The organism is Embleya sp. AB8, from assembly GCF_049739465.1.
GTDB lineage: Bacteria > Actinomycetota > Actinomycetes > Streptomycetales > Streptomycetaceae > Embleya.
In genome coordinates this window covers 21,697-48,275 of record NZ_JBMHHY010000046.1, presented here as the reverse complement: position 1 = coordinate 48,275, position 26,579 = coordinate 21,697, and the positions used below count along the sequence as shown (strand labels likewise).

22 protein-coding genes and 1 pseudogene are annotated in these 26,579 nt (G+C 70.1%); 22 read left to right on the top strand and 1 reads right to left on the bottom strand.

Annotated features, from left to right (window positions below; genetic code table 11):
• Nucleotides 1-121 precede the first annotated feature (121 nt).
• From ABIA38_RS42705 to ABIA38_RS42600, 22 genes are all read left to right on the top strand, one after another.
• A complete protein-coding gene (locus tag ABIA38_RS42705; protein WP_424644412.1) occupies nt 122-751 on the top strand; it encodes a NuoB/complex I 20 kDa subunit family protein in 630 nt (209 codons plus the stop codon).
• Between the two features lie 110 nt (nt 752-861).
• Entirely contained in the window at nt 862-1,605 is a 744-nt protein-coding gene (locus ABIA38_RS42700) for an NADH-quinone oxidoreductase subunit C (protein ID WP_424644434.1), read from the top strand.
• Complete coding sequence (locus tag ABIA38_RS42695) at nt 1,605-2,942, top strand: NADH-quinone oxidoreductase subunit D (RefSeq protein WP_424644411.1); 1,338 nt, start codon at nt 1,605-1,607, stop codon at nt 2,940-2,942. The genes ABIA38_RS42700 and ABIA38_RS42695 overlap by 1 nt, the downstream gene beginning before the upstream one ends.
• Entirely contained in the window at nt 2,939-3,724 is a 786-nt protein-coding gene (gene nuoE, locus ABIA38_RS42690; protein ID WP_424644410.1) for an NADH-quinone oxidoreductase subunit NuoE, read from the top strand. Before ABIA38_RS42695 ends, nuoE begins: the two co-directional genes overlap by 4 nt.
• Complete coding sequence (nuoF, locus tag ABIA38_RS42685; RefSeq protein WP_424644409.1) at nt 3,721-5,058, top strand: NADH-quinone oxidoreductase subunit NuoF; 1,338 nt, start codon at nt 3,721-3,723, stop codon at nt 5,056-5,058. The genes nuoE and nuoF overlap by 4 nt, the downstream gene beginning before the upstream one ends.
• A gap of 1 nt (nt 5,059) precedes the next feature.
• Nucleotides 5,060-7,615 (top strand): NADH-quinone oxidoreductase subunit G, encoded by a 2,556-nt coding sequence (locus ABIA38_RS42680; RefSeq protein ID WP_424644408.1) that lies wholly within the window; start codon nt 5,060-5,062, stop codon nt 7,613-7,615.
• Nucleotides 7,616-7,626: 11 nt separating this feature from the next.
• Nucleotides 7,627-8,961: an NADH-quinone oxidoreductase subunit NuoH gene (gene nuoH, locus ABIA38_RS42675; protein WP_424644433.1), complete on the top strand. Its 1,335-nt coding sequence runs from the start codon at nt 7,627-7,629 to the stop codon at nt 8,959-8,961.
• Nucleotides 8,962-8,965: 4 nt separating this feature from the next.
• Nucleotides 8,966-9,556 carry an NADH-quinone oxidoreductase subunit NuoI gene (gene nuoI / locus ABIA38_RS42670; protein WP_424644407.1) on the top strand — a complete coding sequence of 197 codons (591 nt, stop codon included), beginning with the start codon at nt 8,966-8,968 and terminating at the stop codon, nt 9,554-9,556.
• Entirely contained in the window at nt 9,553-10,557 is a 1,005-nt protein-coding gene (locus tag ABIA38_RS42665; protein WP_424644406.1) for an NADH-quinone oxidoreductase subunit J, read from the top strand. Before nuoI ends, ABIA38_RS42665 begins: the two co-directional genes overlap by 4 nt.
• Entirely contained in the window at nt 10,554-10,853 is a 300-nt protein-coding gene (nuoK, locus tag ABIA38_RS42660) for an NADH-quinone oxidoreductase subunit NuoK (protein ID WP_020549317.1), read from the top strand. Before ABIA38_RS42665 ends, nuoK begins: the two co-directional genes overlap by 4 nt.
• A 10-nt stretch (nt 10,854-10,863) precedes the next feature.
• Nucleotides 10,864-12,858: an NADH-quinone oxidoreductase subunit L gene (nuoL, locus tag ABIA38_RS42655; protein WP_424644405.1), complete on the top strand. Its 1,995-nt coding sequence runs from the start codon at nt 10,864-10,866 to the stop codon at nt 12,856-12,858.
• Between the two features lie 64 nt (nt 12,859-12,922).
• Complete coding sequence (locus ABIA38_RS42650) at nt 12,923-14,560, top strand: NADH-quinone oxidoreductase subunit M (protein ID WP_424644404.1); 1,638 nt, start codon at nt 12,923-12,925, stop codon at nt 14,558-14,560.
• 2 nt (nt 14,561-14,562) lie between these two features.
• Nucleotides 14,563-16,149 carry an NADH-quinone oxidoreductase subunit NuoN gene (gene nuoN / locus ABIA38_RS42645; protein ID WP_424644432.1) on the top strand — a complete coding sequence of 529 codons (1,587 nt, stop codon included), beginning with the start codon at nt 14,563-14,565 and terminating at the stop codon, nt 16,147-16,149.
• Between the two features lie 43 nt (nt 16,150-16,192).
• Nucleotides 16,193-17,203, top strand: a complete 1,011-nt coding sequence (locus tag ABIA38_RS42640; RefSeq protein ID WP_424644403.1) for a polyprenyl synthetase family protein — start codon at nt 16,193-16,195, stop codon at nt 17,201-17,203.
• A 344-nt stretch (nt 17,204-17,547) separates the two neighbouring features.
• Nucleotides 17,548-18,609: a DUF2092 domain-containing protein gene (locus tag ABIA38_RS42635; protein ID WP_424644402.1), complete on the top strand. Its 1,062-nt coding sequence runs from the start codon at nt 17,548-17,550 to the stop codon at nt 18,607-18,609.
• Nucleotides 18,606-19,559 carry an ATP-binding cassette domain-containing protein gene (locus ABIA38_RS42630; RefSeq protein WP_424644401.1) on the top strand — a complete coding sequence of 318 codons (954 nt, stop codon included), beginning with the start codon at nt 18,606-18,608 and terminating at the stop codon, nt 19,557-19,559. The genes ABIA38_RS42635 and ABIA38_RS42630 overlap by 4 nt, the downstream gene beginning before the upstream one ends.
• Nucleotides 19,546-20,481 carry an ABC transporter permease gene (locus ABIA38_RS42625; protein ID WP_424644400.1) on the top strand — a complete coding sequence of 312 codons (936 nt, stop codon included), beginning with the start codon at nt 19,546-19,548 and terminating at the stop codon, nt 20,479-20,481. The genes ABIA38_RS42630 and ABIA38_RS42625 overlap by 14 nt, the downstream gene beginning before the upstream one ends.
• Before the next feature lie 65 nt (nt 20,482-20,546).
• On the top strand, nt 20,547-21,956 hold the full coding sequence (locus tag ABIA38_RS42620; protein WP_424644399.1) for a S8 family serine peptidase: 1,410 nt from the start codon (nt 20,547-20,549) through the stop codon (nt 21,954-21,956).
• Nucleotides 21,957-22,077: 121 nt separating this feature from the next.
• On the top strand, nt 22,078-22,560 hold the full coding sequence (locus ABIA38_RS42615; protein ID WP_424644398.1) for a hypothetical protein: 483 nt from the start codon (nt 22,078-22,080) through the stop codon (nt 22,558-22,560).
• A gap of 137 nt (nt 22,561-22,697) precedes the next feature.
• Entirely contained in the window at nt 22,698-23,243 is a 546-nt protein-coding gene (locus ABIA38_RS42610; RefSeq protein WP_424644397.1) for a Uma2 family endonuclease, read from the top strand.
• Nucleotides 23,244-23,262: 19 nt separating this feature from the next.
• On the top strand, nt 23,263-23,532 hold the full coding sequence (locus ABIA38_RS42605) for a hypothetical protein (RefSeq protein WP_424644396.1): 270 nt from the start codon (nt 23,263-23,265) through the stop codon (nt 23,530-23,532).
• 79 nt (nt 23,533-23,611) lie between these two features.
• Nucleotides 23,612-24,136: an ArsR family transcriptional regulator gene (locus ABIA38_RS42600; RefSeq protein WP_424644395.1), complete on the top strand. Its 525-nt coding sequence runs from the start codon at nt 23,612-23,614 to the stop codon at nt 24,134-24,136.
• A 427-nt stretch (nt 24,137-24,563) separates the two neighbouring features.
• Here ABIA38_RS42600 and ABIA38_RS42595 read toward each other — a convergent pair.
• Nucleotides 24,564-26,519: pseudogene (locus ABIA38_RS42595) on the bottom strand (APC family permease); the annotation flags it as partial.
• Nucleotides 26,520-26,579 lie beyond the last annotated feature (60 nt).

Here is a 26,579-nt window from a genome sequence, read left to right as displayed (position 1 = left end):
GGACACCGAGGACACCGAGGACACCGAGGACACCGAGGACGCGGGACCGACGCACACCGTGGGCCCGATGAGCCAAGACGCCCAGGCTTCCCCCAACGACTGACGGAGAGAGGGCATCCGCGTGGGTATCGAGGAGAAGCTGCCCAGCGGCTTCCTGTTGAGCACCGTGGAAGGGCTGGCCGGCTACTTCCGCAAGGGATCGTTCTGGCCGGCCACGTTCGGACTCGCGTGCTGCGCGATCGAGATGATGGCCACCGGCGCCGGCCGCTACGACCTGGCCCGCTTCGGCATGGAGGTCTTCCGGGCCTCGCCGCGCCAGGCCGACCTGATGATCGTGGCCGGTCGGGTCAGCCAGAAGATGGCGCCGGTGCTGCGGCAGATCTACGACCAGATGCCCAATCCCAAGTGGGTGCTGTCGATGGGCGTCTGCGCGTCCTCCGGCGGCATGTTCAACAACTACGCGATCGTCCAGGGCGTCGACCACGTGGTGCCGGTGGACATCTACCTCCCCGGTTGCCCGCCCCGGCCCGAGATGCTGATGGACGCGATCATCAAGCTCCGCGAGGAGATCCAGGCGATGCCGCTGGGCGTCAACCGCGAGAAGGCGGCCCGCGCCGCCGAACAGGCCGCCATGAAGGCGCTGCCCACCATCGAGATGCTCCCCGCGAGCGCCCGCCGCGGCGCCCACGAACTCGACCCGGGCGCCCCCGGCATCCCGGTCGGCCACGCACACGAGGGGGGCCTCCGGTGACGACTCCCAACGGAAACCCGGCTCCCAACGGAAACCCGACTCCCAACGGAAACCCGACTCCCAAGGGAACCCCGCCCCCCAACGGAACCCCGCCCCCCAACGGGAATCCGATTCCCGACGGAACCCCGACCCCCGACCCCGAACTCCCCACCCCCCGCGACGCGCACGGCGAACCCATCGAGGTCCGCCACGGCATGTTCGGCGCCAGTGGCTCGGGCGACACCTCCGGCTACGGCAAGCTGGTGCGCACCGTCGCCTTCCCCGGCGCCGCCCCCCGCCCCTACGGCGGCCCGCGCGGAACCGCCGACGGTGAGGGCGAGTTCGACCTGGTCGCCGACGAACTCTCCGGCGCCCTCGCGGAAGCCGGAATCGAGTTCGACGAGGCGATCGAGAAGGTCGTGGTCGACCGCGGCGAGATCACCTTCCATGTGCGCCGCGAGTCGTTGCCCCGGATCGCGCTGACCCTGCGCAACGATCCGGCGCTGCGCTTCGAGTTGTGCACCGGGGTCTCCGGTACGCACTATCCGCAGGAGACCGGCCGCGAGCTGCACGCGGTCTACCACCTGCGCTCGATCACCCACAATCGTGCCGTCCGGCTCGAAGTCAGCGTCCCCGACGCGGATCCGCACCTGCCGTCGCTGGTCGGCGTGTACCCGGCGCTCGACTGGCACGAGCGGGAGACCTACGACTTCTTCGGCATCGTCTTCGACGGCCACCCCGCGCTCACGCGCATCCTCATGCCGGACGACTGGCCCGGCCACCCGCAGCGGAAGGACTACCCGCTCGGCGGCGTGCCCGTCGAGTACAAGGGCGCCCAGATCCCGCCGCCCGACCAGCGGAGGTCGTACAACTGATGACCGATCAGACAACGACACCCCCATCCGCCGCGCACGCGCGGGAGACCACCGAGGGCCGGGTCTACACGGTCACCGGCTCCGACTGGGACGAGGTGGTCCAGGCCGCGGCCGACGCCGAGGAACGCATCGTCGTCAACATGGGCCCGCAACACCCGTCCACCCACGGTGTGTTGCGGCTGATCCTGGAGATCGACGGGGAGAGCGTCACCGAGGCCCGATGCGGGATCGGCTACCTGCACACCGGCATCGAGAAGAACCTGGAGTTTCGCAACTGGACCCAGGGCGTCACCTTCGTGACGCGCATGGACTACCTGATGCCGCTGCACAACGAGACGGCGTACTGCCTCGCGGTGGAGAAGTTGCTCGGCATCACCGACGACATCCCCGAGCGCGCCCAGGTGATCCGGGTCCTGCTGATGGAACTCAACCGGATCTCCTCGCACATGGTCTGCCTGGCCACCGGCGGTATGGAGATCGGCGCGCTGACCGTGATGACCTTCGGGTTCCGCGATCGCGAACTGATCCTCGACGTCTTCGAGATGATCACCGGCCTGCGGATGAACCACGCCTACATCCGCCCCGGCGGCCTGGCCCAGGACCTGCCCCCCGGCGCGGTGGACAAGGTTCGCGAGCTGCTCAACATCCTGCCCGGCCGGATCCACGAGTACGAGCTGCTGCTCAACGACAACGCCATCTTCAAGGGTCGCACCCAGGGCATCGGCTACCTCGACCTGGCCGGCTGCATGGCGCTCGGGCTGACCGGTCCGGTGTTGCGCTCCACCGGCCTGCCGCACGACCTGCGCAAGACGCAGCCCTACTGCGGCTACGAGAACTACGAGTTCGACGTGGCCACTTCGGACTCCTGCGACTCCTGGGGCCGGTACCTGATCCGGATCGAGGAGATGAAGCAGTCGCTGCGGATCGTCGAGCAGTGCCTGGACCGGCTGGCCCCAGGCCCGGTGATGGTCGGCGACAAGAAGATCGCCTGGCCCGCGCAACTCGCGCTCGGCCCGGACGGTCTCGGCAACTCGCTCGACCACATCAAGACCATCATGGGCACCTCGATGGAGTCCCTCATCCACCACTTCAAGCTGGTCACCGAGGGCTTTCGGGTGCCGCCCGGACAGGTCTACAGCGCGATCGAATCGCCTCGGGGCGAACTGGGCGTACACGCGGTCAGCGACGGCGGCACCCGCCCCTACCGCGTGCACTTCCGCGACCCCTCGTTCAACAACCTGCAGGCCATGGCCGCGATGTGCGAGGGCGGCCAGGTGGCCGACGTGATCGTGGCAGTGGCGGGGATCGACCCCGTCATGGGAGGTGTCGACCGATGAGTACGGACCTGGGCATGCCGATGCCCCCGGCGCGGCCCGCTCCGCCGTTCCCGCCCGAGGTGCGCGCGCGCCTGGAGGTGGATGCGAAGGAGGTGATCGGCCGCTACCCGCAAGCCCGTTCGGCGCTGTTGCCGCTGCTGCACCTGGTGCAGGCCGAAGAGGGCTACGTGACCGGGACCGGCATCGAGTTCTGCGCCGACGTGCTGGGCCTGACCACCGCCGAGGTGACCGCGGTGGTCACCTTCTACACGATGTATCGACGCCGGCAGGGCGGCGATTTCCAGGTCGGCGTCTGTACCAACACGCTGTGCGCGGTGATGGGCGGCGACGAGATCTTCGCGAGCCTGAAGGACCACCTCGGCATCGGCAACAAGGAGACCACCGCCGACGGGGTGATCACGCTCGAACACATCGAGTGCAACGCGGCCTGCGACTACGCGCCCGTGGTGATGGTCAACTGGGAGTTCTTCGACGACGCGACCCCGCAGTCCGCCAAGGAACTGGTCGACGACCTGCGCGCGGGCAAGGCCGCGGTGCCCACCCGCGGCGCCCGGCTGTGCACCTTCCGGGACACCTCGCGCATCCTGGCCGGCTTCCCGGACGAACGACCGGGCGCGGTCGACGAGGGTGGCGCCGGCGGTGTACCGAGCCTGGTCGGCCTGCGGATCGCCAACGGCACGTACACCGACGCGCCGCCCCGCGCCACCGACACCCCGGCCCGCGCCGCCGAAGGCAAAGCCGCAGCCGAAGCCGCAGACCAGGACGGGGAGCAAGCACCGTGACCGACCCCTCCCTCCTCACCCCCGTGCTCTCCGCCAACTGGGACGAGAGCCGGCCCTGGTCGCTGGAGACCTATCGCCGCGACGGTGGCTACGACGGCCTGCGCAAGGCCCTGGCGATGCACCCCGACCAGGTGATCCAGACCGTCAAGGACTCCGGCCTGCGGGGCCGCGGCGGCGCGGGTTTCCCCACCGGCATGAAGTGGGGCTTCATCCCGCAGAACGACGGCAAGCCGCACTACCTGGTGGTCAACGCGGACGAATCCGAGCCGGGAACCTGCAAGGACATCCCGCTCATGTACGCCAACCCGCATGTGTTGATCGAGGGTGTGGTCATCGCGGCCTACGCGATCCGCTCCGAGCACGCCTTCATCTACGTGCGCGGCGAGGTGGTGCCGATCCTGCGCCGGCTGCACAACGCGGTCCGCGAGGCGTACGCCGCCGGCTACCTCGGGAAGAACGTGCAGGGCTCCGGCTTCGACCTCGAACTCACCGTGCATGCCGGGGCCGGGGCGTACATCTGCGGCGAGGAGACCGCGCTGCTCGACTCGCTGGAGGGTCGTCGCGGCCAGCCCCGACTGCGCCCGCCGTTTCCGGCGGTGGCCGGTCTGTACGCGTCCCCGACCTGCGTCAACAACGTCGAGTCGATCGCCTCGGTGCCGCCGATCCTGAGCCGGGGCGTCGAGTGGTTCCGCTCGATGGGCTCGGAGAAGTCGCCCGGCTTCACGCTCTACTCGCTGTCCGGACACGTCAAGCGGCCCGGCCAGTACGAGGCCCCGCTGGGGGTGACGCTGCGGCAACTCCTGGACCTGGCGGGCGGGGTGCGCGAGGGGCACCGGATCAAGTTCTGGACCCCCGGCGGCTCGTCCACGCCGATGTTCACCGACGAGCACCTGGACGTGCCGCTCGACTACGAGGGCGTCGGCGCGGCCGGTTCGATGCTGGGCACCAAGGCGCTGCAGATCTTCGACGAGACCGTCTGCGTGGTGCGCGCGGTGTTGCGCTGGACCGAGTTCTACGAGCACGAGTCCTGCGGCAAGTGCACCCCGTGTCGCGAAGGCACCTACTGGCTCACCCAGTTGCTCACCCGCCTGGAAAACGGCGAGGGCACCGAGGAGGACCTGGAGACGCTGCTCGACGTCGCCGACAACATCCTCGGCAAGTCCTTCTGCGCGCTCGGCGACGGTGCGGCCAGCCCGATCCAGTCCTCGCTCAAGTACTTCCGCGACGAATACCTGGCGCACTTCGAGCACGGCGGCTGTCCGTTCGACACCGCGGCATCCACCGCGTGGGCGAGCACAGCCCCCGCGTCTACCGGGGCAGGAGCGCACAGCTGACATGACAGTCACGACCAACACCCCCGCGGGTGGGCCGCCGGCGCCCAAGCCGGAGGATCTCGTCACCATCTCGGTGGACGGGATCGACGTCTCCGTGCCCAAGGGCACCCTGGTGATCCGGGCCGCCGAGCTGATCGGCATCCAGATCCCCAGGTTCTGCGACCACCCCCTGCTCGATCCGGTCGGCGCCTGCCGGCAGTGCCTGGTCGACGTCGAGGGCCAGCGCAAACCGCTCGCGTCCTGCACCACCACCGTCACCGACGGCATGGTGGTGCGCACCCAGCTCACCTCCCCGATCGCCAAGAAGTCGCAGGACGGGGTGATGGAGCTGCTGCTGATCAACCACCCCCTGGACTGCCCCGTCTGCGACAAGGGCGGCGAATGCCCGCTGCAGAACCAGGCGATGGGCGCGGGCCGCTCCGCGTCGCGCTTCGCCGAGGTCAAGCGCACCTTCCCCAAGCCGCTGCGGATCTCCTCCGAGGTGCTTCTGGATCGGGAACGTTGTGTGTTGTGCGCGCGCTGTACCCGGTTCTCCGAGCAGGTCGCCGGCGACCCGTTCATCGCGCTGATCGAGCGCGGCGCACTGCAGCAGGTCGGCATCTACGAGAAGCAGCCGTTCGAGTCCTACTTCTCCGGCAACACCATCCAGATCTGCCCGGTAGGTGCGCTCACCTCGGCCGCCTACCGGTTCCGGGCCCGGCCGTTCGACCTGGTGTCCTCGCCGACCACGTGCGAGCACTGCGCCTCCGGGTGCTCGTTGCGCGCCGACCACCGCCGGGGCAAGGTGTTGCGCCGGCTCGCGGGCGACGAGCCCGAGGTCAACGAGGAATGGAACTGCGACAAGGGCCGCTTCGCGTTCAACTACGCCACTCGACAGGATCGGCTCACCTCCCCACTGATTCGGGACGAGGAGACCGGCGAACTGGTTCCCGCGTCCTGGTCCGAGGCGCTCGGCGTGGCCGCGCGCGGACTCGCCGCCGCACGAGGCAACGCCGGCGTTTTGGTCGGCGGTCGGGCCACCCTCGAAGACGCCTACGCCTACGGGAAGTTCGCCCGGGTCGCGCTGGACAGCAACGACATCGACTTCCGGGCCCGTGAACACAGCGCCGAGGAGGGCGAGTTCCTGGCCGCGCGGGTGGCCGGGACCGGACTCGGGGTCACCTACGCCGACCTGGAGAAGGCGTCCGGGGTGCTGCTGGTCGGGTTCGAGCCCGAGGACGAGTCGCCGATCGTCTTCCTGCGGCTGCGCAAGGCGGCACGCAAGGGGCTCAAGATCTACGGCATCGCGCCGTTCGCCTCGGCGGGCCTGGACCGGATGAGCGGCACTCTGCTGCGCGCCGCCCCCGGCACCGAGACCGAGTGGTTGTCCGCGCTCGGCGACCCGGCCGTCGAAGGCGAATTCGCCCGCGCCGCGGCCGAGATGTTGCGTACGCCGGGCGCGATCGTATTGGTCGGCGAACGGCTCGCGGGTGTCCCCGGCGCGCTGTCCGAGGTCACCGCGCTGGCCGCGCGAACCGGCGCCCGGCTCGCCTGGATCCCGCGCCGGGCCGGCGAACGCGGCGCGGCAGACGCGGGTGCCCTGTACAACCTGCTCCCCGGCGGGCGACCGGTCAGCGACCCCGCCGCCCGCGCCGAGGTGGCCGCCGTCTGGCGGGTCGCCGATCTGCCCGGCGGCTACGGCCTGGACACCACCGCGATGCTCACCGCCGTCCGGGAGCAGCGCCTGGCCGCGCTCGTGGTCGGCGGCGTCGAGGTGGACGACCTGCCCGACCCGGCCGGTGCGCTGGCCGCACTCGACGCGGCCCGCTTCGTGGTCAGCCTGGAGCTGCGGCACAGCGCGGTCACCGAACGCGCCGATGTGGTCTTCCCGGTCGCCGCGCCGGCCGAGAAGCCCGGCACCTTCGTGGACTGGGAGGGCCGGGAACGCCCGTTCGCCACCGTGTTGAAGAAGGATCAGCTGACCGGCGACCTGGCCGCGATAATGTCCGACCTGCGGGTGCTCGACGCGATCGCCGAGGCGATGGCCGACCAGCGCGAGGGCACCCCGATCGACCTGCCCTCGCTCACCGCCGCCCGGCGCGAACTGCGCCGGCTCGGCCGGTGGACCGGCGACCGGGGCCCGGCGCCCGAGGGCCACGCCCGCGAACTCCCGCGCCCCGGCCCGGGCGAGGCCGTACTGGCCACCTGGCGGCTGCTCCTGGACGAGGGGCGCGGCCAGGACGGGGAGCCTCATCTGGCGGGCACCCGGCGGGCGCCGGTGGTCCGACTGTCTGCGTCCACGGCGGCCGAGATCGGCGCCGAGGACGGGGGCGGCGTCACCGTGACCTCGTTGCACGGGGAGGTCACGTTGCCGCTGCGCATCACCGACATGACCGAGCGGGTGGTCTTCCTGCCCGCCAACTCGCCCGGCTCCTCGGTGCGTCGCGCACTGCGGGTCGGCGCGGGTGAGTTGGTCAGGATCCGGCCGGCCACGGTGACCCTTGCCGAGGCTGACGGCCCACCCAACGGAACGGGCCGTAATGGCCGTTCCGCCTATGTCCATGAGGAGGAGCGGTGACGGACAGCGGCATGCAGCTCGCCGCGGTCGGGTTCGGCACCGACGTCTGGTGGCTGATCCTGCTCAAGGCGGTGCTCATCTTCGCGTTCTGCGTCGTCATGACGCTGTTCGCGATCTGGTGGGAACGTAAGGTCGTGGCCTGGATGCAGATGCGCATCGGGCCCAAGTACACCGGCCCGCAGGGCCTGCTCCAGTCCCTCGCGGACGGCGTCAAGTTGGCGCTCAAGGAGGACATCACGGTCAAGGGCGCCGACAAGGCGGTCTACATCATCGCGCCGATCGTGGCGATGGTGCCGGCCTTCATGGCGTTCGCGGTGATCCCGTTCGGGCCCGAGGTCTCCATCTTCGGGCACCGCACCCACCTGCAACTGACCGATCTGCCGGTCGCGGTCCTCTACATCCTCGCGGTCGCATCCGTGGGCATCTACGGCATCGTGCTCGCGGGCTGGTCCTCCGGCTCGACCTACCCGCTGCTCGGCGGGTTGCGCAGCTCGGCGCAGATGATCTCCTACGAGATCGCGATGGGCCTGTCGTTCGCCGCGGTGTTCCTCTACTCCGGCTCGATGTCCACCTCGGAGATCGTCGCCGCGCAGCACGACACCTGGTACGCGATCCTGCTGCCGGTCTCGTTCATCATCTACGTCGTCGCGATGATCGGCGAGACCAACCGGGCGCCGTTCGACCTGCCCGAGGCCGAGGGCGAGCTGGTCGGCGGGTTCCACACCGAATACTCGTCGCTGAAGTTCGCGCTGTTCTTCCTGGCCGAATACGTGAACATGGTGGTGGTCAGCTCGCTGGCGACCACCCTCTTCCTCGGCGGCTACCTCGCGCCGTGGCCGGTCACCGCGGTCTGGGAGGGCGCCAACTCCGGCTGGTGGCCCTTCCTTTGGTACTTCCTCAAGGTCCAGGCCTTCATCTTCGTCTTCATCTGGCTGCGCGGCACGCTGCCGCGGTTCCGCTACGACCAGTTCATGAAGATCGGCTGGAAGGTGCTGATCCCGCTCTCGCTGGTGTGGCTGATGCTGGTGGCCACCGTGCGCGCGCTCCGGAACGAGGGCTACGAGCAGTCCCGGATCGTGCTGTGGGTGGCGGGCGGCGTGGTCGCCCTGCTGCTGCTGTCGATCCTGTGGGACGCGGTCACCCCGAACCGGGACGAGGAGGCCGACGCGCAGGCGGCCGGCCCCGAACCGTTCGACCCGATGGCGGGCGGGTTCCCCGTACCGCCGATGCCGGGACAACAACTCCCGCCGGTGCCGCGCCGCAACGTGCGCAGACCCGAGCCGGTCGGGGCGCCCGCGGCGCAGCTCCCGGACGACCGCGACGACCGCACTGAAGGAGAGGCATAGACCCGTGCCCAAGTTCCTCGGACCGGTCGCGGGGTTCGGTGTCACCTTCGCGACGATGTTCAAGAAGGCGAACACCGAGTACTACCCGTACGAGAAGAAGGTCACCGCACCGCGATTCCACGGCCGGCACCAGCTCAACCGCTATGCCGACGGCCTGGAGAAGTGCATCGGCTGCGAACTGTGCGCGTGGGCGTGTCCCGCCGACGCGATCTTCGTGGAGGGTGCCGACAACACCGCCGAGGAGCGCTACTCGCCCGGTGAGCGGTACGGCCGCAACTACCAGATCAACTACCTGCGCTGCATCTTCTGCGGCCTGTGCATCGAGGCCTGCCCGACCCGGGCGCTGACCATGACCAACGAGTTCGAGCTGGCCGACACCAGCCGGGCGAGCCTGATCTTCACCAAGGAGCAGTTGCTCGCGCCGCTGCACGAGGGCATGGTCCCGGCGCCGCACGAGATGTACCCGGGTACCACCGACACCGACTACTACCTGGGCAAGATCACCGAGGCCGCGCCCGGGACGGTGACCCAGGTTCGGGCCCCGGCCGTGGTGGACGCCGGCCACGGCAAGCAGGGGACGGAGGCGGGCCGATGAGTCCCGGAATCGACCTGGCGGCCGAGGTCACCAAGACCTCCACCGGCGAGGCCCTGCAGTTCTGGGTGCTCGCGACCGTCGCGCTGATCGGCGCGCTGGGCACGGTCTTCATGAAGAAGGCGGTGCACAGCGCGCTCGCCCTGGCCACCACGATGATGTGCCTGGCCATCTTCTATCTGGCCCAGGGCGCGGTGTTCCTGGGCATCGTGCAGATCGTGGTCTACACCGGCGCGATCATGATGTTGTTCCTGTTCGTGCTGATGCTGGTCGGCGTCTCGTCGGTGGACTCGCTCAAGGAGACCCTCAAGGGTCAGCGGATCGCCGCCGCCGGGCTCGGCCTGGGCTTCGGCATCCTGCTGACCGCAGGCATCGCCAACGCGTCCATCACCCACTTCACCGCCCTTGCCACCAAGACGCCGGGCAGCCGCCCGGTCTATCCGGCGGAGACCAACGACGACGCACTGCGCGCCGCTTCGCAGGGCAATGTGCAGGGCCTGGCGCACCAGATCTTCACCAAGTACATCTGGGCGTTCGAGATGACCAGCGCGCTGCTGATCACCGCGGCGGTCGGCGCGATGGTGCTCGCCCACCGCGAACGCCTGGTGCCGCGCAAGACGCAACGTGAGCTGTCCGAGGCGCGGATTCGGGACAACAAGCAGGTCGCGCCGCTGCCCACGCCCGGGGTCTACGCCCGGCACAACGCGGTGGACGTGGGCGCCCTGCTCCCGGACGGCAGCGTTTCGCAACTGTCCATCAACGACACGCTCCGCGCGCGCGGCCAGATCCGCGATGTCAGTGCCGAGGCGGTGCACAGCGTCGCCGAGTTGGAGAGCACCGGCGCGGATATCGACGACGAGGCGTGGCCGGACGAGTCGGACGCGCCCTCGGCGGCGCCGGTGCCCACCGCCCGGCAGGAGCGCGGGGAAGCCGACGCTTCGTCAGGCGACGGGCCGGGCAATGAGGTTGCCGCCGGCGCAGGCTCCAAGGAGGGGCGCCCGTGAACCCGGTGAACTACCTGTACCTGTCCGCGCTGTTGTTCACCATCGGCGCCGCCGGGGTGCTGCTCAGGCGCAACGCGATCGTCGTGTTCATGTGCGTCGAACTGATGTTGAACGCGTGCAACCTCGCGTTCGTCACCTTCGGCCGGATGCACGACAACCTCGACGGCCAGATCATCGCGTTCTTCACGATGGTCGTCGCCGCGTGCGAGGTCGTGGTCGGACTGTCCATCATCATCGCCATCTTCCGCAGCCGCCGGTCGGCCTCGGTCGACGACGCCAGCCTCATGAAGTGGTAGGTCGGAACCGGTGATCGAAACCTCCTCCCTGGCCTCCGGCGTGATGCTCGCCAACGAGGGCGGCGGCGGGCTGCACTCCGTCGCGGCAAGTGGCGCGTTCTCCGCGCTGTGGCTGGTCGTGGGCCTGCCGCTGCTCGGCGCGGTGCTCCTGCTCGTCGGCGGCAAACGCACCAACGCCTTCGGCCACATCCTGGCCACCGCGCTGGCCCTCGGTTCGTTCGTGGTCGGCGTGGTGTTGTTCGCGACCATGCTCGACAAGGACGGCGCGGGTCGCTCGGTCGACCAGCACCTGTGGACCTGGGCGCCGGTCAACGAGTTCCAGGCCGACATCGGCCTGCATCTCGACCAACTGTCCATGGTCTTCGTGTTGTTGATCACCGGTGTGGGTTCGCTGATCCACATCTACTCGATCGGCTACATGGCGTACGACGAGAACCGTCGGCGCTTCTTCGCCTACCTGAACCTGTTCGTCGCCGCGATGTTGCTGCTGGTCCTGGCGAACAACTACCTGCTGCTCTACGTCGGTTGGGAGGGCGTGGGGCTTGCCTCCTACCTGCTGATCGGGTTCTGGCAGCACAAGCCCAGTGCCGCGACCGCCGCCAAGAAGGCGTTCATCATGAACCGCGTCGGCGACTTCGGTCTGGCCGTGGCGATCTTCCTGATGTTCACCACGTTCGGCACCTTCTCCTTCGCCGACGTGCTCGGCGGCTCGGCGAGTGCGAGTGACGGCACGATGACCGCGATCGGCCTGATGTTGCTGCTCGCGGCCTGCGGCAAGTCGGCGCAGTTCCCGCTGCAGGCCTGGCTCGGCGACGCGATGGAGGGCCCGACCCCGGTCTCCGCGCTGATCCACGCGGCGACCATGGTCACCGCCGGCGTCTACCTGATCACCCGCTCGGCGGAGATCTTCAACGCCTCGCCGGACGCCCAGCTCGCGGTCACCATCGTCGGCGCGATCACCGTGTTGTTCGGCGCGATCGTCGGCTGCGCGAAGGACGACATCAAGAAGGCGCTGGCCGCCTCGACGATGAGCCAGATCGGCTACATGATCCTGGCCGCGGGCCTGGGTCCGATCGGCTACGCGTTCGCGATCATGCACCTGGTCACCCACGGCTTCTTCAAGGCCGGGCTGTTCCTGGGCGCGGGTTCGGTGATGCACGGGATGAACGACGAGGTGGACATGCGCCGCTACGGCGGCCTGCGCAGGTACATGCCGATCACCTTCGTCACCTTCGGCCTGGGCTACCTGGCGATCATCGGCTTCCCGCTGCTGTCCGGGTTCTTCTCCAAGGACAAGATCATCGAGGCGGCGTTCGCCAAGGGCGGTACGTCCGGCTGGATCCTGGGCGCGGTCACGCTGCTCGCGGCCGGACTCACCGCCTACTACATGACGCGCGTGATGTTGCTGACCTTCTTCGGCAAGGAACGCTGGAAGGAGGCGCCGGCGGGCGCCCCGGCCGACTGGCACGCGCCGCACCCGCACGAGTCGCCGATCTCGATGACCGGGCCGATGATCCTGCTCGCCTTCGGATCGGTGTTCGCGGGCGGCCTGTTCGCGATCAACGAGTCGTTCGTCAAATGGCTGACGCCGGTCACCGGCTTTTCGCACGGTGACCTGCCGATGAGCGAGTGGGCGGTCACCGGGATGGCGATCGCGATGGTGGCGGCCGGCACGGCGGTGGCGTACGTGCAGTACGCCCGCCGGGATGTGCCGGCGGTGGCGCCGGCCGCGGGCCTCGTTACCGTGGCGGCCCGCCGGGACCTGTTCCAGGACACCGTCAACGAGGGTCTGGTGATGCGGCCCGGGCAATACCTGACCCGGCTGCTCGTCTGGTTCGACAACCGGGGCGTGGACGGATTCGTGGGCGGACTCGCGGCCTTCTTCGGCGGCACCTCGGCGCGCGTGCGCAAGGTGCAGACCGGGTTCGTCCGCTCGTACGCGCTGTCCATGTTCGGCGGCACGCTGCTCGTGGTGGCCTGCACGCTGATGGCTCGGATGGCGTGATGACGACGATGCCGACACGAACTCGGATCGCCCACACCGTAGGCGTCCAGGCGGAGGGACTTCGATGAACGGCCACTTTCCCTGGCTGACGACGCTCGCGGCGCTGCCGTTCGTCGGCGGCCTGTGCGTCGCCGCCGTGCCGGCCGGCAAGCGCAGGCTCGCCAAGAACGTGGCGCTGCTGTTCAGCCTGCTCACCCTCGTCGTCGCGATCGTGGTGGCGACGAAGTTCGACAACCACGGTGGCCGGTTCCAGATCACCGAGAGCTACAGCTGGATCTCCTCGTTCGGCGTGCACTGGTCGCTGGGCGTGGACGGGATCGGCCTGGTGCTGATCCTGCTCACCGCGGTGCTGATGCCACTGTTGATCCTGGCCTCGTGGCACGACGCGGACGAGGCGCCGGTGAACGCCGACGGCTCGGCCGGCACCGGGCGGCCCGCGCCGCGCAGCACGCACGCGTTCTTCGCGCTGATGTTGCTCGTCGAGGCGATGGTGGTGGTGTCCTTCGCGGCCACCGACGTGTTCATGTTCTACGTCTTCTTCGAAGCCATGCTGATCCCGATGTACTTCCTGATCGGCGGCTACGGCGGCGCGCAACGCTCCTACGCGGCGGTCAAGTTCCTGCTGTACAACCTGCTCGGCGGCCTGGTCATGCTGGCCGCGGTGGTCGGCCTGTACGTGGCGACGGCCAACCAGGGCATCGGGATCGACGGGCACGGCACCTTCGACTTCGTGAAGATCTCGCAGGCGGTGGCCACCGGTCAGCTGGACCTCGATCCCACCGCCGAGAAGGCGATGTTCCTCGGCTTCATGTTCGCGTTCGCGGTCAAGGCCCCGCTCTGGCCGTTCCACACGTGGTTGCCGGACACCATGACCGAAGCGACCCCCGGCATCGCGGTGTTGGTCACCGCGATGGTGGACAAGGTCGGCACGTTCGCGATGTTGCGGTTCTGCCTGGAGATCTTCCCGAGCGCGTCGAAGTTCTTCGCCCCCGTGGTGATCACCCTCGCGGTGATCGGGATCATCTACGGCGCACTGCTCGCGGTCGGTCAGACCGACATCAAGCGGCTGATCGCGTACACGTCCATCTCGCACTTCGGCTTCATCATCCTGGGCATCTTCGTGATGACCAGTCAGGGCCAGTCGGGCGCCACGCTCTACATGGTCAACCACGGCTTCTCCACCGCGGCGCTCCTGCTGATCGCGGGCTTCCTGATCACCCGGCGCGGCAGCAAGACGATCGCCGACTTCGGCGGCGTGCAAAAGGTCGCCCCCATTCTCGCGGGTACGTTCCTGGTGGCCGGACTCGCGACCCTCTCGATGCCGGGACTCGCCCCGTTCGTGAGCGAATTCCTGGTGCTGGTGGGCGCGTTCACGAAGTACAAGGTGGCCGCGATCTTCGCCACCACCGGCATCGTGCTCGCCGCCCTGTACGTACTGGTGCTCTACCAACGCACCATGACCGGCCCGCTGCGGCCGGGCAACGAGAAGCTTCGCGACCTGGTGCCGCGCGAACTGGCGGTGGTGGTACCGCTGATCGCGTTCCTGCTCGTGCTCGGCGTCTACCCGAAGCCGGTGCTCGACGCGGTGAATCCGGCCGTGGACCACACACTCAGCCGGGTGGAGCAGAAGGACCCGGCGCCCACCAAGCCCATCGAACAGGCCGCGGGCACCGAGGCGCACACCACTGGAGGCTCCAAGTGAGCATGAGCACCGCCGAGGCGGCAACGCTCGCCGTGACGAAGGTGGACGCGCCCACCATCGAGTACGGCAAGTTGTCGCCGATCCTGATCATCGCGGGCGTCGCCGTGGTCGGCGTGCTGATCGAGGCGTTCCTGCCCCGAGCGGCCCGCTACCGCGCCCAGCTCACGGTGGCCCTGGTCGGCATGATCGGCGCCTTCGGCGCGGTCGTGTGGCAGGCCCGCGAGCTCCCGGCCGACCACCGGGGCAGCATCACCGCGATGGGCGCCGTCGCGGTGGACGGCCCGTCGCTGTTCCTCCAGGGCACCCTGCTGCTGATCGGCATCGCCTCGGTGCTGCTGATCGCCGAGCGCAAGCTGGAACCGGCCGGGGGCGATGCGTTCGCCCCGCAGGCCGCGGCGGCGCCGGGCAGCCAGCAGGAGAAGGACGCGACGGCGGCCGGGTGGACGCAGACCGAGGTCTACCCGCTGACCATGTTCTCGCTGGTGGGCATGCTGCTCTTCCCGGCGGCCAACGACCTGTTGATGATGTTCGTCGCGTTGGAGATCCTCTCCCTGCCGCTCTACCTGCTGTGCGGCCTGGCCCGGCGCAACCGGTTGTTGTCCCAGGAGGCCGCGCTCAAGTACTTCCTGCTCGGCGCGTTCTCCTCGGCGTTCTTCCTGTTCGGCGTGGCCATGCTCTACGGCTACTCGGGCAGCGTGTCGCTGGACAAGATCGCGGTCGCCTCCGGCGGCGCGATGGACAACGACGCATTGTTGCTGATCGGGCTCGCGATGGTCGCGGTCGGCCTGCTGTTCAAGGTCGGCGCGGTGCCGTTCCACTCCTGGACGCCGGACGTCTACCAGGGCGCGCCGACCCCGATCACGGGGTTTATGGCGGCGGCCACCAAGGTGGCCGCGTTCGGCGCGATGATGCGCTTCTTCTACGTCGCGATGCCCGGGATGCGCTGGGACTGGCGGCCGGTGATGATCGGCGTCGCGATCGCGACCATGGTGGCCGGCGCGATCGTCGCGATCACCCAGACCGACGTGAAGCGACTGCTCGCCTACTCCTCGATCGCGCACGCCGGTTTCATCCTGACCGGAATGATCGCGATGAACGATGCGGGCGTGTCGTCCACGATGTTCTACCTTGTGGCCTATGGGTTCGTCACTCTGGGTGCGTTCGCGGTCGTCACACTGGTACGGGACGCGCGCGGCGAGGCGACCCATCTGTCCCACTGGGCGGGTCTGGGCAGGCGTTCCCCGCTGGTCTCAGGAGTGTTCGCACTGTTCCTGCTCGCCTTCGCGGGCATCCCGCTGACCAGCGGTTTCGCCGGAAAGTTCGCGGTCTTCCAGGCGGCGGCGCGCGGCGGTGCGGGCAGCCTGGTGGTGGTCGGTGTGCTGTGCAGTGCGATCGCCGCGTTCTTCTACGTACGGGTCATCGTGTTGATGTTCTTCTCGGAGCCCAAGGTGGACGGTCCGACCGTGGTGGTACCGAGCGTGATGACCACCGCTGCCATCGCGCTCGGGGTAGCCGTTACCGTGGTCCTTGGCATCCTGCCGCAGCCGGTACTGGACCTCGCGGACAAGGCAGCCTTGTTCGTCCATTGAGCACGACGCAGAGACTCTGCGTGATCGACAGGAGAGAACCGTCATGGCGATCGTGGGGCCCTTCGGGCTGAGCGTCACGGACGAGACTCTCGACGCCGATATCCGGGCGGGGATGGCCGCCGTGGAGCAGGAGCTCCTGGCGGCCACCAAGAGCGAGTTCCCCTACCTGACGCAGACCTCGCGCCACCTCGTCGAGGCGGGCGGCAAGCGGTTCCGGCCGCTGCTGGTGCTGCTCGCCGCCCAGTTCGGCGACTGGCAGGCGCCGGGCGTGGTGCCCGCGGCGGTGGTGTGCGAACTGACCCACCTGGCCACGCTCTACCACGACGACGTGATGGACGAGGCGCCGCTGCGGCGCGGCGCGCCCAGCGCGAACTCCCGGTGGGACAACTCGGTGGCGATCCTGACCGGCGACTTCCTGTTCGCCCGCGCCTCGGAGATCGTCGCCGACCTGGGCAACGAGGCGGTACGGATCCAGGCGCGGGCGTTCGCGCGGCTGGTCACCGGGCAGATCCGGGAGACGGTCGGCCCCGGCCCGGGCGACGACCCGGTCGAGCACTACCTGTCGGTGATGGCGGACAAGACCGGCTCGCTGATCGCCGCGTCCGGGCAGTTCGGCGCGATGTTCGCGGGCGCCGACGAGCACGTGGTGGACATCCTGACCCGGTACGGCGAGCGGTTCGGGGTCGCGTTCCAACTCGCGGACGACGTGCTCGACATCGCGAGCGAGGCCACCGAGTCCGGCAAGACGCCGGGGACGGACCTGCGCGAAGGGGTGCCCACGCTGCCGGTGTTGCACCTGCGCGCGGGGGTGGCGGGGGCGTCGGCGTCGGCGGACCGGCGACTGCTCGATCTGCTGGACGGGCCGATCACCGACGACGACGAGCACGCGGAGGCGCTCTCGTTGTTGCGGGGGCATCCGGCGCTCACGAAGGCGCGGGAGGACACTCGGCGTTATGCCGAAGAGGCTCGCGAGGTGTTGGCGCCGCTGCCGGATTGCAGTGCGAAGCGGGCGTTGTCGTCGCTGTGCGAGTTGGTCGTGGAGCGTAGTGCGTAGTCGGTTTTTGCCCGCCCGCCCACCCGTTGCGTCGGGTGGACACGCTGCGGTTTGAACCCCGGGGAGTGATCGGGCGCGGTTGGAGGGCTCGGCCGGCGGTTTCGGGGCGCGTTGTCCGGGTGTGGGTGGCGGGTCGGCCCGGGGATCACCCGTGCGAGGGGTGTGGGGGCTGCTCCCGGGGGAGTACGGCGGGGGGTTCGGGTCAGCATCAAGTCTGTGCGGCGAGGGGTGTTGCGCCCCTACAGGGTGATGTTTTCGACTGACGTACGGCCGACGCCGAAGGCCCGCCTCCGATGGTCCCCTTGGGGTGTCGCACTGGACACTCGCATCAGGGGGCATCCGCAATGACACGCACCACCCGCCGATCCGTACCGTGGCGCTACGCCGTACCGGCCGCGATCGCCGCGGCCACCGTCGGCGCCGTCACCTTCGGGCCGGCCGCGTTCGCCGACGACGCGCATCCGGGGCTGCCGGACCAGACCGTGGAGCAGTTGACGGCCAAGGTCGCCGCCGCCCGGGCCGACGCGCTGACCGGCACCATCCGCATCGATACCGACCTCGGCCTGCCCACCCTGCCGGGCAAGGCGGCCGGCGGCGGCCCGCAGGCGCTGCTCTCCGGCACCAACCGGATCCAGGTGGCCCTGGACGGCCCGGACCGCCAACGGATCGGCATCATGTCCGATCTCGCCGAGTACAACGTCATCCACAACGGTCGCGACGTGTGGACCTACGACAGCCGCGCGCACGCCGTGACGCACGGCACGGTGGACACGAGTCGACCCGACGTCGCCTCGCTCGTGCCGACCACCCCGCAGGACGCGGCCCGGCAACTGCTCGACCTGGTCGGCCCGACCACCGACGTCAAGGTGGACGGCACCGGCCGGGTCGCCGGGCACGACGCGTACAAGCTGCGCTTCGCGCCCAAGACCCAGGGCAGCCTGATCGCCGGCGCGACGGTGTTCGTGGACGGCCGAACCGGGGTCCCGCTGCGGGTCACCGTGGACAGCGTCAAGGGCGGCAAGCCGGCCATCGACATCGCCTTCGAGACCATCTCGTACGACAAGCCGGCGGCCGGCACGTTCGACTTCAAGACGCTGGCCGGGGCCACCGTCAAGGAGGTCAAGCCGGACGAGGCGAAGCCGGCGGCGGCGAAACGGGATCCTGCGGCGCCGACCGGCGACCACGCGACCCCGGGTCTGCTGGGTGAGGGTTGGTCCACCGTCGTCGAACTGCCCCGCGGCGGCGGCAAGGACGCCACCGGTCTGCTCGGCAAGCTGGGCAAGCCGGTGCCGGGCGGGACGCTGCTCAACACCCGGCTGCTGAACGTGTTGACCACCGACACGGGCCGGGTCTTCGCCGGCGCGGTCGACGCCGACACGCTCCAGCGGATCGCGGCGCAGCGATGAGCGCGTCCACGGCGGTCGGTGCCGCGGCGATCCGTACCGAGGGGCTGTCCAAGCGCTACGGCCGGGACCGGCTCGCCGTGGACGGACTGGATCTGACCGTACCCGCCGGTTCCGTCTTCGGGTTCCTCGGGCCCAACGGTTCCGGCAAGACCACGACCATCCGGATGTTGCTCGGCCTGATCCGGCCGACCGGTGGCACGGTCACCCTGCTCGACGGTCCCATGCCCGGGGCCGTCGGGCAGGTGTTGCCCCGGGTCGGCGCGCTGATCGAAGGCCCGGCGCACTACGGCTTCCTGACGGGTCGACAGAACCTGGATCGGCTGGACGCCGCCGATCCCAGCTCCGACCCCAGGACGCGCAACGCCCGGGTGGACGAGGCGCTGGCCAAGGTCGGGCTGAGCGCGGTGGCCGGCCGCAAGGCGCGGGCCTACTCGCTGGGCATGAAGCAACGCCTCGGCATCGCGTCCGCACTGCTGCGCCCGCGCGATCTGCTGGTCCTGGACGAGCCGACCAACGGGCTGGACCCGCAGGGGATGCGGGAGATCCGGGCACTGATCCGCACGCTGGCCGCCGACGGCACCACGGTGTTCCTGTCCTCGCATCTCCTGGACGAGATCGAGCAGGTGTGCACGGACGTCGCGGTGATGAGCCACGGCAAGCTGATCACCCAGGGCACCGTCGAATCGTTGCGGGCCGGCACCCGGGCCCGCCTGGTCGTCACGACTCCCGACGCGGGGGCGGCAGTCGTGGTGCTCGGCCGGCTCGGCGCGACCGACATCGTCACGACACCCGACGGGGTCGAGGCGGATCCGGCTCCGCTGGAGCCCGACGAGATCTGCGCGGCGCTGGTGCGCGCCGATGTACGGGTCCGTTCGTTCACCCTCGCGCGGCCGTCCCTGGAGGACGCGTTCGTCGCCCTGACCGGAGAAGGCTTCGATGTCACCGACTGACGCACTGCCCAAGACCGGTGTCCTGTCACCCGCGTTCGGGCACTCGACGGCGCAGACCGAGGCGTTCGGGTCCGAGCGGTTGCCGCGCCTGCGCGGACTGATGCGCAGCGAGCTGCGGTTGGTCTTCCTGCGCCCGCGCTCGGCGGCCATGCTGGGCTTTTTGGCCTTCGTACCGATCATGCTCGGGGTCGCGCTGCGCTACTTCCACGACGGTCACCCCTCGAAGGGGGGTGGCGGTGGGGGCGGTGGGCCGATCGACTTCGTCAACCAGGTGACGGGCAATGGGCTGTTCCTGGTCTTCGCGTCGCTGGCCGCCGCGCTGCCGTTCTTCCTGCCGATGACGGTGGGGGTGGTCGCGGGGGATTCGATCGCCGGTGAGGCGCACGGCGGGACGTTGCGCTATCTGCTGGTCGCGCCCGCCGGGCGGACCCGGCTGTTGCTGGTGAAGTTCGCGGGGGTGCTGGCGTTCTGCCTGGCCGCGACGCTGACCGTGGCGCTGTCCGCGTTGGTGGTGGGCGCGGCGCTGTTCCCGATGGGTGATGTGCCGCTGCTTACCGGGGACAACATCTCGATGGCCGAGGCGTCCTGGCGGGCGTTGTTGATCGCGCTGTGTGTGGCGGCCTCGCTGGTCGGGCTCGCCGCGATCGGGTTGTTCGTCTCCACGCTGACCACGGTGCCGGTGGCGGCGATGGCCACCACGGTGGGCGTGGTGATCGTGACCTCGATCCTGAGCAACATTCCGCAACTGTCCACGCTCCATCCGTGGTTGTTCACCGACGCGTGGATGAGCTTCGGCGATCTGCTGCGGAATCCGATCCCCACCGGCGAGATCCTGCGCAACCTGGGCATCCAGGCGGCGTATGCGGCGATCTTCGGCGCGGCGGCGTGGGCCCGGCTGACGGAGCGCGACATCACCACGTGAGCGCGGGTTGCCCGTACGGGTGAAGCCTCGGTTGGCCCGGGTGCGCCGGGTGCATGTACGGCGACATGAGGATGCGCGCGGCGATCGCGATGGTGTCGGCGGTGGTGTCGGCGGTGGTGTTGGTCGGGACGACGGTGCCGGCGGCGCGGGCGGACGGGCCCCAGGACACCTATTCGTACCTGGTGTTGACCCGGTCGGTCGGCGCGGCCGGGACGCTGCTCGCCGAGTCGGCGGTGCGGCAGGCCGGCGGGGTCGTGGTCCAGGCGTACGCGCCGGTCGGGGTGGTCGTGGCGCACGGTGGGCCCGGGTTCGCGGCGGCGCTGCGGGGGCGGCCGGGGGTGGCCCGGGTGGGGGCCACCCGTACGGTGCCGATCCGGGCGACGGCGCCGGTCCCGCCGGCGGTCGGGGCGGCGCCGGCGGCGGATCCGGGCGAGGCGCCGCAGTGGAATCTGGCCATGGTGCACGCCTACGAGGCGCAGCGGATCACCGAGGGCAGCCCCGACGTGGTGGTGGCGGTGGTGGACGCGGGGGTCGACGACCGGCATCCCGATCTGGCGCCGAACTTCGACGCGGCGCTGTCCGTGGACTGTTCGACCGGGCGGCCGATCCGGGCGGGCGCGGCGTGGCGGGCGCCGCGCTCGGATCACGGGACGCACGTGGCGGGCACGATCGCCGCGGCGCGCAACGGGAGCGGCGTGGTGGGGGTGGCGCCGCGGACCCGGATCGCGGCCGTGCGGCTGGGCGACGCGGACTCGTTGTTCCACGGCGAGGCGAGCGTGTGCGGGTTCGTGTGGCTGGCCGAACACGCGGACCGGGGGTTGCGGATCGCCAACCACAGCTACTACGACGACCCGTGGTGGCTGCTGTGTCCGGACGACGAGGACCAGGCGGTGATCCAGGAGGCGGTACGCCGGGCGGCGGCGTACGCGGCGGCCCACGGCGTCCTGTCGATCGCCGCGGCGGGCAACGACGACTACGACCTCGCGCACAAGACGGTGGACCGGCGCAGCCCGAACGACGCGGGCCGGGCGCCGGATCGCCCGCGCCCGGTGACCGCCGCGTGCCGCATGTTGCCCGCCGAACTCCCGGGCGTGATCACCGTCGCGGCGCTCGGCGCGGACGGCCGCCGGGCGAGCTACTCGAACACGGGCCTCGGGGTGATCGACCTGACCGCCCCGGGCGGCGGTGCGGGCGAGGGTGTGTTGTCCACCGCCCGGGACGGCGGCTGGGCGATCAAGTCCGGTACCTCGATGGCCACTCCGGCGGTATCCGGCGTGGCCGCGCTGCTCGCCGCCCGGCACCCGACCTGGACCCCCGCCGAGATCACCGCCCGCCTGTACGCCACCGCCGACCCCCTGCCCTGCGCGGCCCCATGCACCACATCGGGCAACGTGGACTCGTACCACGGCCACGGCCTGGTCGACGCGCTGCGCGCGGTGGAGCCGGCGGATCGACCCGACCCCGGACGGCCCTGAGCGGCGGTGGTGCGCGCCCCGGGATACCGAACCGGCTCAGGCCCCGGCGCTGACAGCGGCCGGCGGCGGCGGTCAGCGGGCTGTGCGGGGGCTGTCAGCGTTGCCCGCCAAGCTCCTCGGCATGGACACCACGAGCACCGCCACCACCAGGACGCCCGGAGTGGTCGGCTCCTTCGCCCGCTTCGTCGGCTGCGGCGGTGGTGTCGGCCTGGCGAGCAGCGCGACGCTGATTCTGCTCGCCGGCCAGGTGCCGTTCGCGGTGGCCAACGCGCTGGTGACGGTGGGCTCGACGCTGGTCGCGACCGAGCTGCACAGCCGATTCACCTTCGGCGGGAACCGGCCCGGCCGGGCGGACCACGTCAAGGCGGGGCTGACCGTACTGGTCTGCTACCTGTTCACCACGGCCGCGATGCTCACCTTCCGGGCGCTCGCTCCGAACGCCGGCTTCCTGGCCGAACAGGCGGTCTACCTCTCCGCGTCCGGCCTGGCCGGCATCGGCCGCTTCGCCTTCATGCGCCTGGTGATCTTCGCGCACAAGACCCCGAAGGCTCCGAAGGCAATCCGCCCTCCGCCGGCCCGCGAAGCGGTGGTCACCGCAGCCTGACCGACCCGCCTTTCCCGATCGGGTGAACCGGATTCGTAGGGCTACTGTCCGCAACGCCCGGAAACTAGTCTGCAGATGTTGCCTCGGAGAGGGGAGGGCTGGGTGTGACGACCATCGGATCGGTGTATCCCCATCGTGTGGAAACTGATGAGGAGTCGACGCCGCTGCTGTCCGAATTCTTCGCGCTGTCCGAGCAGCTGAAGAATGATCGGGTGGAGTTCATCGACGGGAACATCAACGTGGCACCACCTCCGGACGGAGACCACGAGACGATCATCGACCGGCTCCGGTTGCAGATGGTGCGCTCCGCGATCGCGCTGAGTGCCTCCGGCAACAAGGGCCTGCAGTTGCCCAACGGCGACCGCGTCGTGCCGGACGCGACCTACGCGCCGGACGGCAGCCTCAGACACGCACGGCCGTGGATGCCACCGGACGACGTCCTGCTCGTGGTCGAGGTGACGTCCTCCGACCCGACCCGCGATCGAATGCAGAAGTACCGGTCGTACGCGCTCGCCGGCATCCCGTTTTACCTGTTGATCGATCGCCAATACGGCAAGGTGATCCTTTACTCCGACCCCGAGCGGGACGCGTACGCGGGCAGCAACGAGGTGGCGTTCGGCAAGGAGTTGGTACTGCCGGAGCCGTTCTCGATGACCATCGACACGGCCGATCTGGTCGACTGAGCCGTAGGGACGTGATCCCGTGTCGGATGTCTCGGACAGTGGGCTCAGCCCCCTCGCTCGGCGGGTGCTCGCGTGCATGTTGGCGGTGCCGGAGGGGATCAAGTTCACCGGCAAGGATGTCGCCGACGTGTTGCCCGAGGGGCCCTATCGGGTGCAGAAGGCGCTGCGCGAGCTGGGTGCGACCGGGCATCGCACGGTGCGCCGGCTGAAGCGGCCCAACGGTCAGTTCTACGTCGAGGTCGAATACCACGCGATACCCGTGCGGGCCGACGACTCGTCGGTGGACTGAGGCGATCACGCGGCTTGAATACGCGGATCGACTACGCGGATCGATTACCCGGATTACGTAACTGCGTAGGATTCGCGATGTGGCGAATCGAGCGGACGACGACGACACGCGGGCCGCGCTGGCCGCGTTGACCGAGCGCGTCGCGGCGCTCGAAGCCGCGGCCGGCCCGCCGCCGCCCACCGCGCCCGCCCCGGCTCGGGACGACGAGACCTTCTGGGCGCTGGACGGGCTCAAGGAGCACTACGGGAGCGGTTCGCTGTTGTACACCGGCGCGCTACAACTGCCTCAGGGGCCGCCGGTCGAGTGGCAACTGGCCGCCGACGCCGACGCGTTGCTCGCCGAGGACTGGGCGCCGTTCGCGGAGCACCTGGCCGCGCTCGGGCATCCCGTACGGCTGTCCCTGCTGCGCGAGGTCCTGCGCGGTACGGACACCGCGGCCGAACTCGGCGCCCTCGACGGCATGGGGTCCAGCGGCCAGATCTACCACCACCTGCGTCAACTGGTCGCCGCCGGCTGGCTGCGCACGGTCGGCCGCGGCCACTACGAGGTGCCGGCGATCCGCGTCGTACCGCTCCTGGTCGTGCTGTTCGCCGCCCGCCCGTGAGCACCGCCGGGCCACGCGGCACCCCACGGCCCAGTGCGCGGCACTAGTCCTCACCCTCCTCGGGCAGCAGTTCGTAGCCGGGGTCGGACATCGCCAGGTGGCCCTCCGCCTCGCCGACCACGCCGCGGACCCGCATTCGGCGGCCCGGTTCCACGCCGGCGAGTTGCCGGCGGCCGTGGAAGAGCAGTTTGAGGCCGCCGGTGTCGTCGTACAGGTCCACCTCCAGAGCGGGCCGCGCGGTCTCCGGCGCCGGTGACACCGACCGGATCCGGCCGACCACCTCGGCCCGTTGCCGCCACTTGAGCTCGGCGACGGACGCGACGGGAGTGGCGACCGGCGCCCGCCCGGCCGGCTCCGCGTCCACCGTGGGCAGCAGCCGGGGCACACACTTCGCGGCCGGCTCGCCGGGTGCCGGTGGTCGGTGTGCCATCGCCGCGCCCACGTCGAACGGCACGATGGTGGCCACCGCGTGGGGCATCCGGGTCAACGCGGAGGCGATCGACTCGGTGGTCCGCCCGTGCAGCAGTCGGCCGATCACCGGCGGATAGGTGCGTCGGGGCAGCAGCAGGGTGATCCCCGACGCGCCGTCCGCGACCTCGCGCGCGGCCAGTTCGAGCACCGCGCGGGCCAACCGCCGGTCCGGGCACTCGATCAGCTCCAGCGGGATGTCCGCCGCGCGACTGGCCTCCCAGCGGGTGCGCAACACCCGCGCATGCCGGCTGTCCAACACGAAGTGCGCGGCGCGCAGATCGTCGGCGCGCAACGAACGGGCGTAGCGCACCGCCTGGAGCACCGCGACGTCGAGCGAGTCGACCAGGACCACCACCACCGACCGGTCCCGGATCCCGAAGTCGGCCGTGGCCGGCGCCGCCGCGAGCGCCGCCGCCTCCTCGCGGTAGCGCCGGTTGACCCGGATCAACGCCCATACGCCCAGCGGGAAGAGCACCACCACCAGCCACGCGCCCTCGGTGAACTTGGTGACCGCGAAGATCAGCACCACCGCCGCCGACACCCCGGCCGCGAGCGCGTTCACCACGACCCCGGCCCGCCAGTGGCCGCTGCGCCGGGTCCAGTGATGTTTGGTCAAGCCGGCGCCGGCCATCATGAACCCCGTGAACACGCCGATCGCGTACAGCGCGACCAGCGAGTCCACGCTGGCCTGGGTGACCAGGAGCAGGGCCACGGCCGGCACCGCGAGCAGGATGATCCCGTTGGAGAAGGCCAAGCGGTGACCGCGCTTGCGCAACATCTTGGGCAGGAACGCGTCCTCGGCGACGAAGTCGGCCAGGAACGGGAAGCCGTTGAACGGCGTGTTCGCGCCGGTGTACAGGATCAGCGCGGTGGCCAGTTGCACCAGGATCAACCCGGCCCGCCCGAGTGTGCCCTCGCCGAGTACCAGGTGCGCCTCCTGGGCGATCACCGTGGGGTCGCCGTCCACATAGGGGATCGCGTGGGTGAGCTTGGCGAGCAGCGAGATGCCGAGCACGAGTACGGCCAGCACCAGCGACATCGCCACCAGCGTCTTGCGCGCGTTGCGGCCCTGCGGTTCGCGGAAGGTGGACACGCTGTTCGAGAGCGCCTCGAGCCCGGTCAGCGAGGAGCCGCCGTTGGCGAAGGCCCGCAGCACCACGAACAGCGAGGCGCCGTACAGCAGTCCGCTGCCCGACTGGCCCAGCGATACGGCGCCGGCGGCGTGTACGTCCGCCTGCGGCAGCGAGCCGTCGGTGAGCCGGCGGACCAGCGCGACGGCGAACACCATCGCCATCGCGCCGATGAACAGATACGCGGGCAGCGCGAATGCGCGCCCGGCCTCGCGGACCCCGCGCAGATTGCCGTAGAAGAGCACGGCGACCACGCCCACGCACAACTCCGGCTTCCATCCGCTGATGTCGGCGTGCCACACCAGGTGCAGCAGCGAGGCGATCGCGTCCGTCCCGGCCGCGGTCTGTACCGCCACGGTGACCACGTAGTCGATCAGCAGCGCGACCGAGGCGATCTGCGCGACGCGCGGCCCGAAGTTGTCGCGGGCCACGATGTAGGAGCCGCCGGCCTTGCTGTACAGGCTCACCACGTCCCAGTAGGACAGCGTGAGCAGCAGCAATACCGCGAGGATCGCGTAGGTGACGGGCAACACCAGGGTGAACGCGGCGACGCCGACATAGGGCACCAGGGCGCGCAACATCTGCTCGGTGCCGTAGGCCGAGGACGAGATGCAGTCGGACGCGAGCACCCCGAGCGCGGTCGGGTTGGACAACTTCTCGCCGCGCAGCCGCGCGCTCACCAGGGGTGGGCCGAGCAGCCGTTTCTTGAGCCGATATCCGACCGTCTCGGGAATCCGGATGTCCACGCTGAGCGGAGCGGGCGCGCCGGGGGGTGACTGCATCCCGCTCGGCTGCCCCCGGTCCTCGCGGCACATGCCCACGCTCGGCCGAACAGGGGTGGA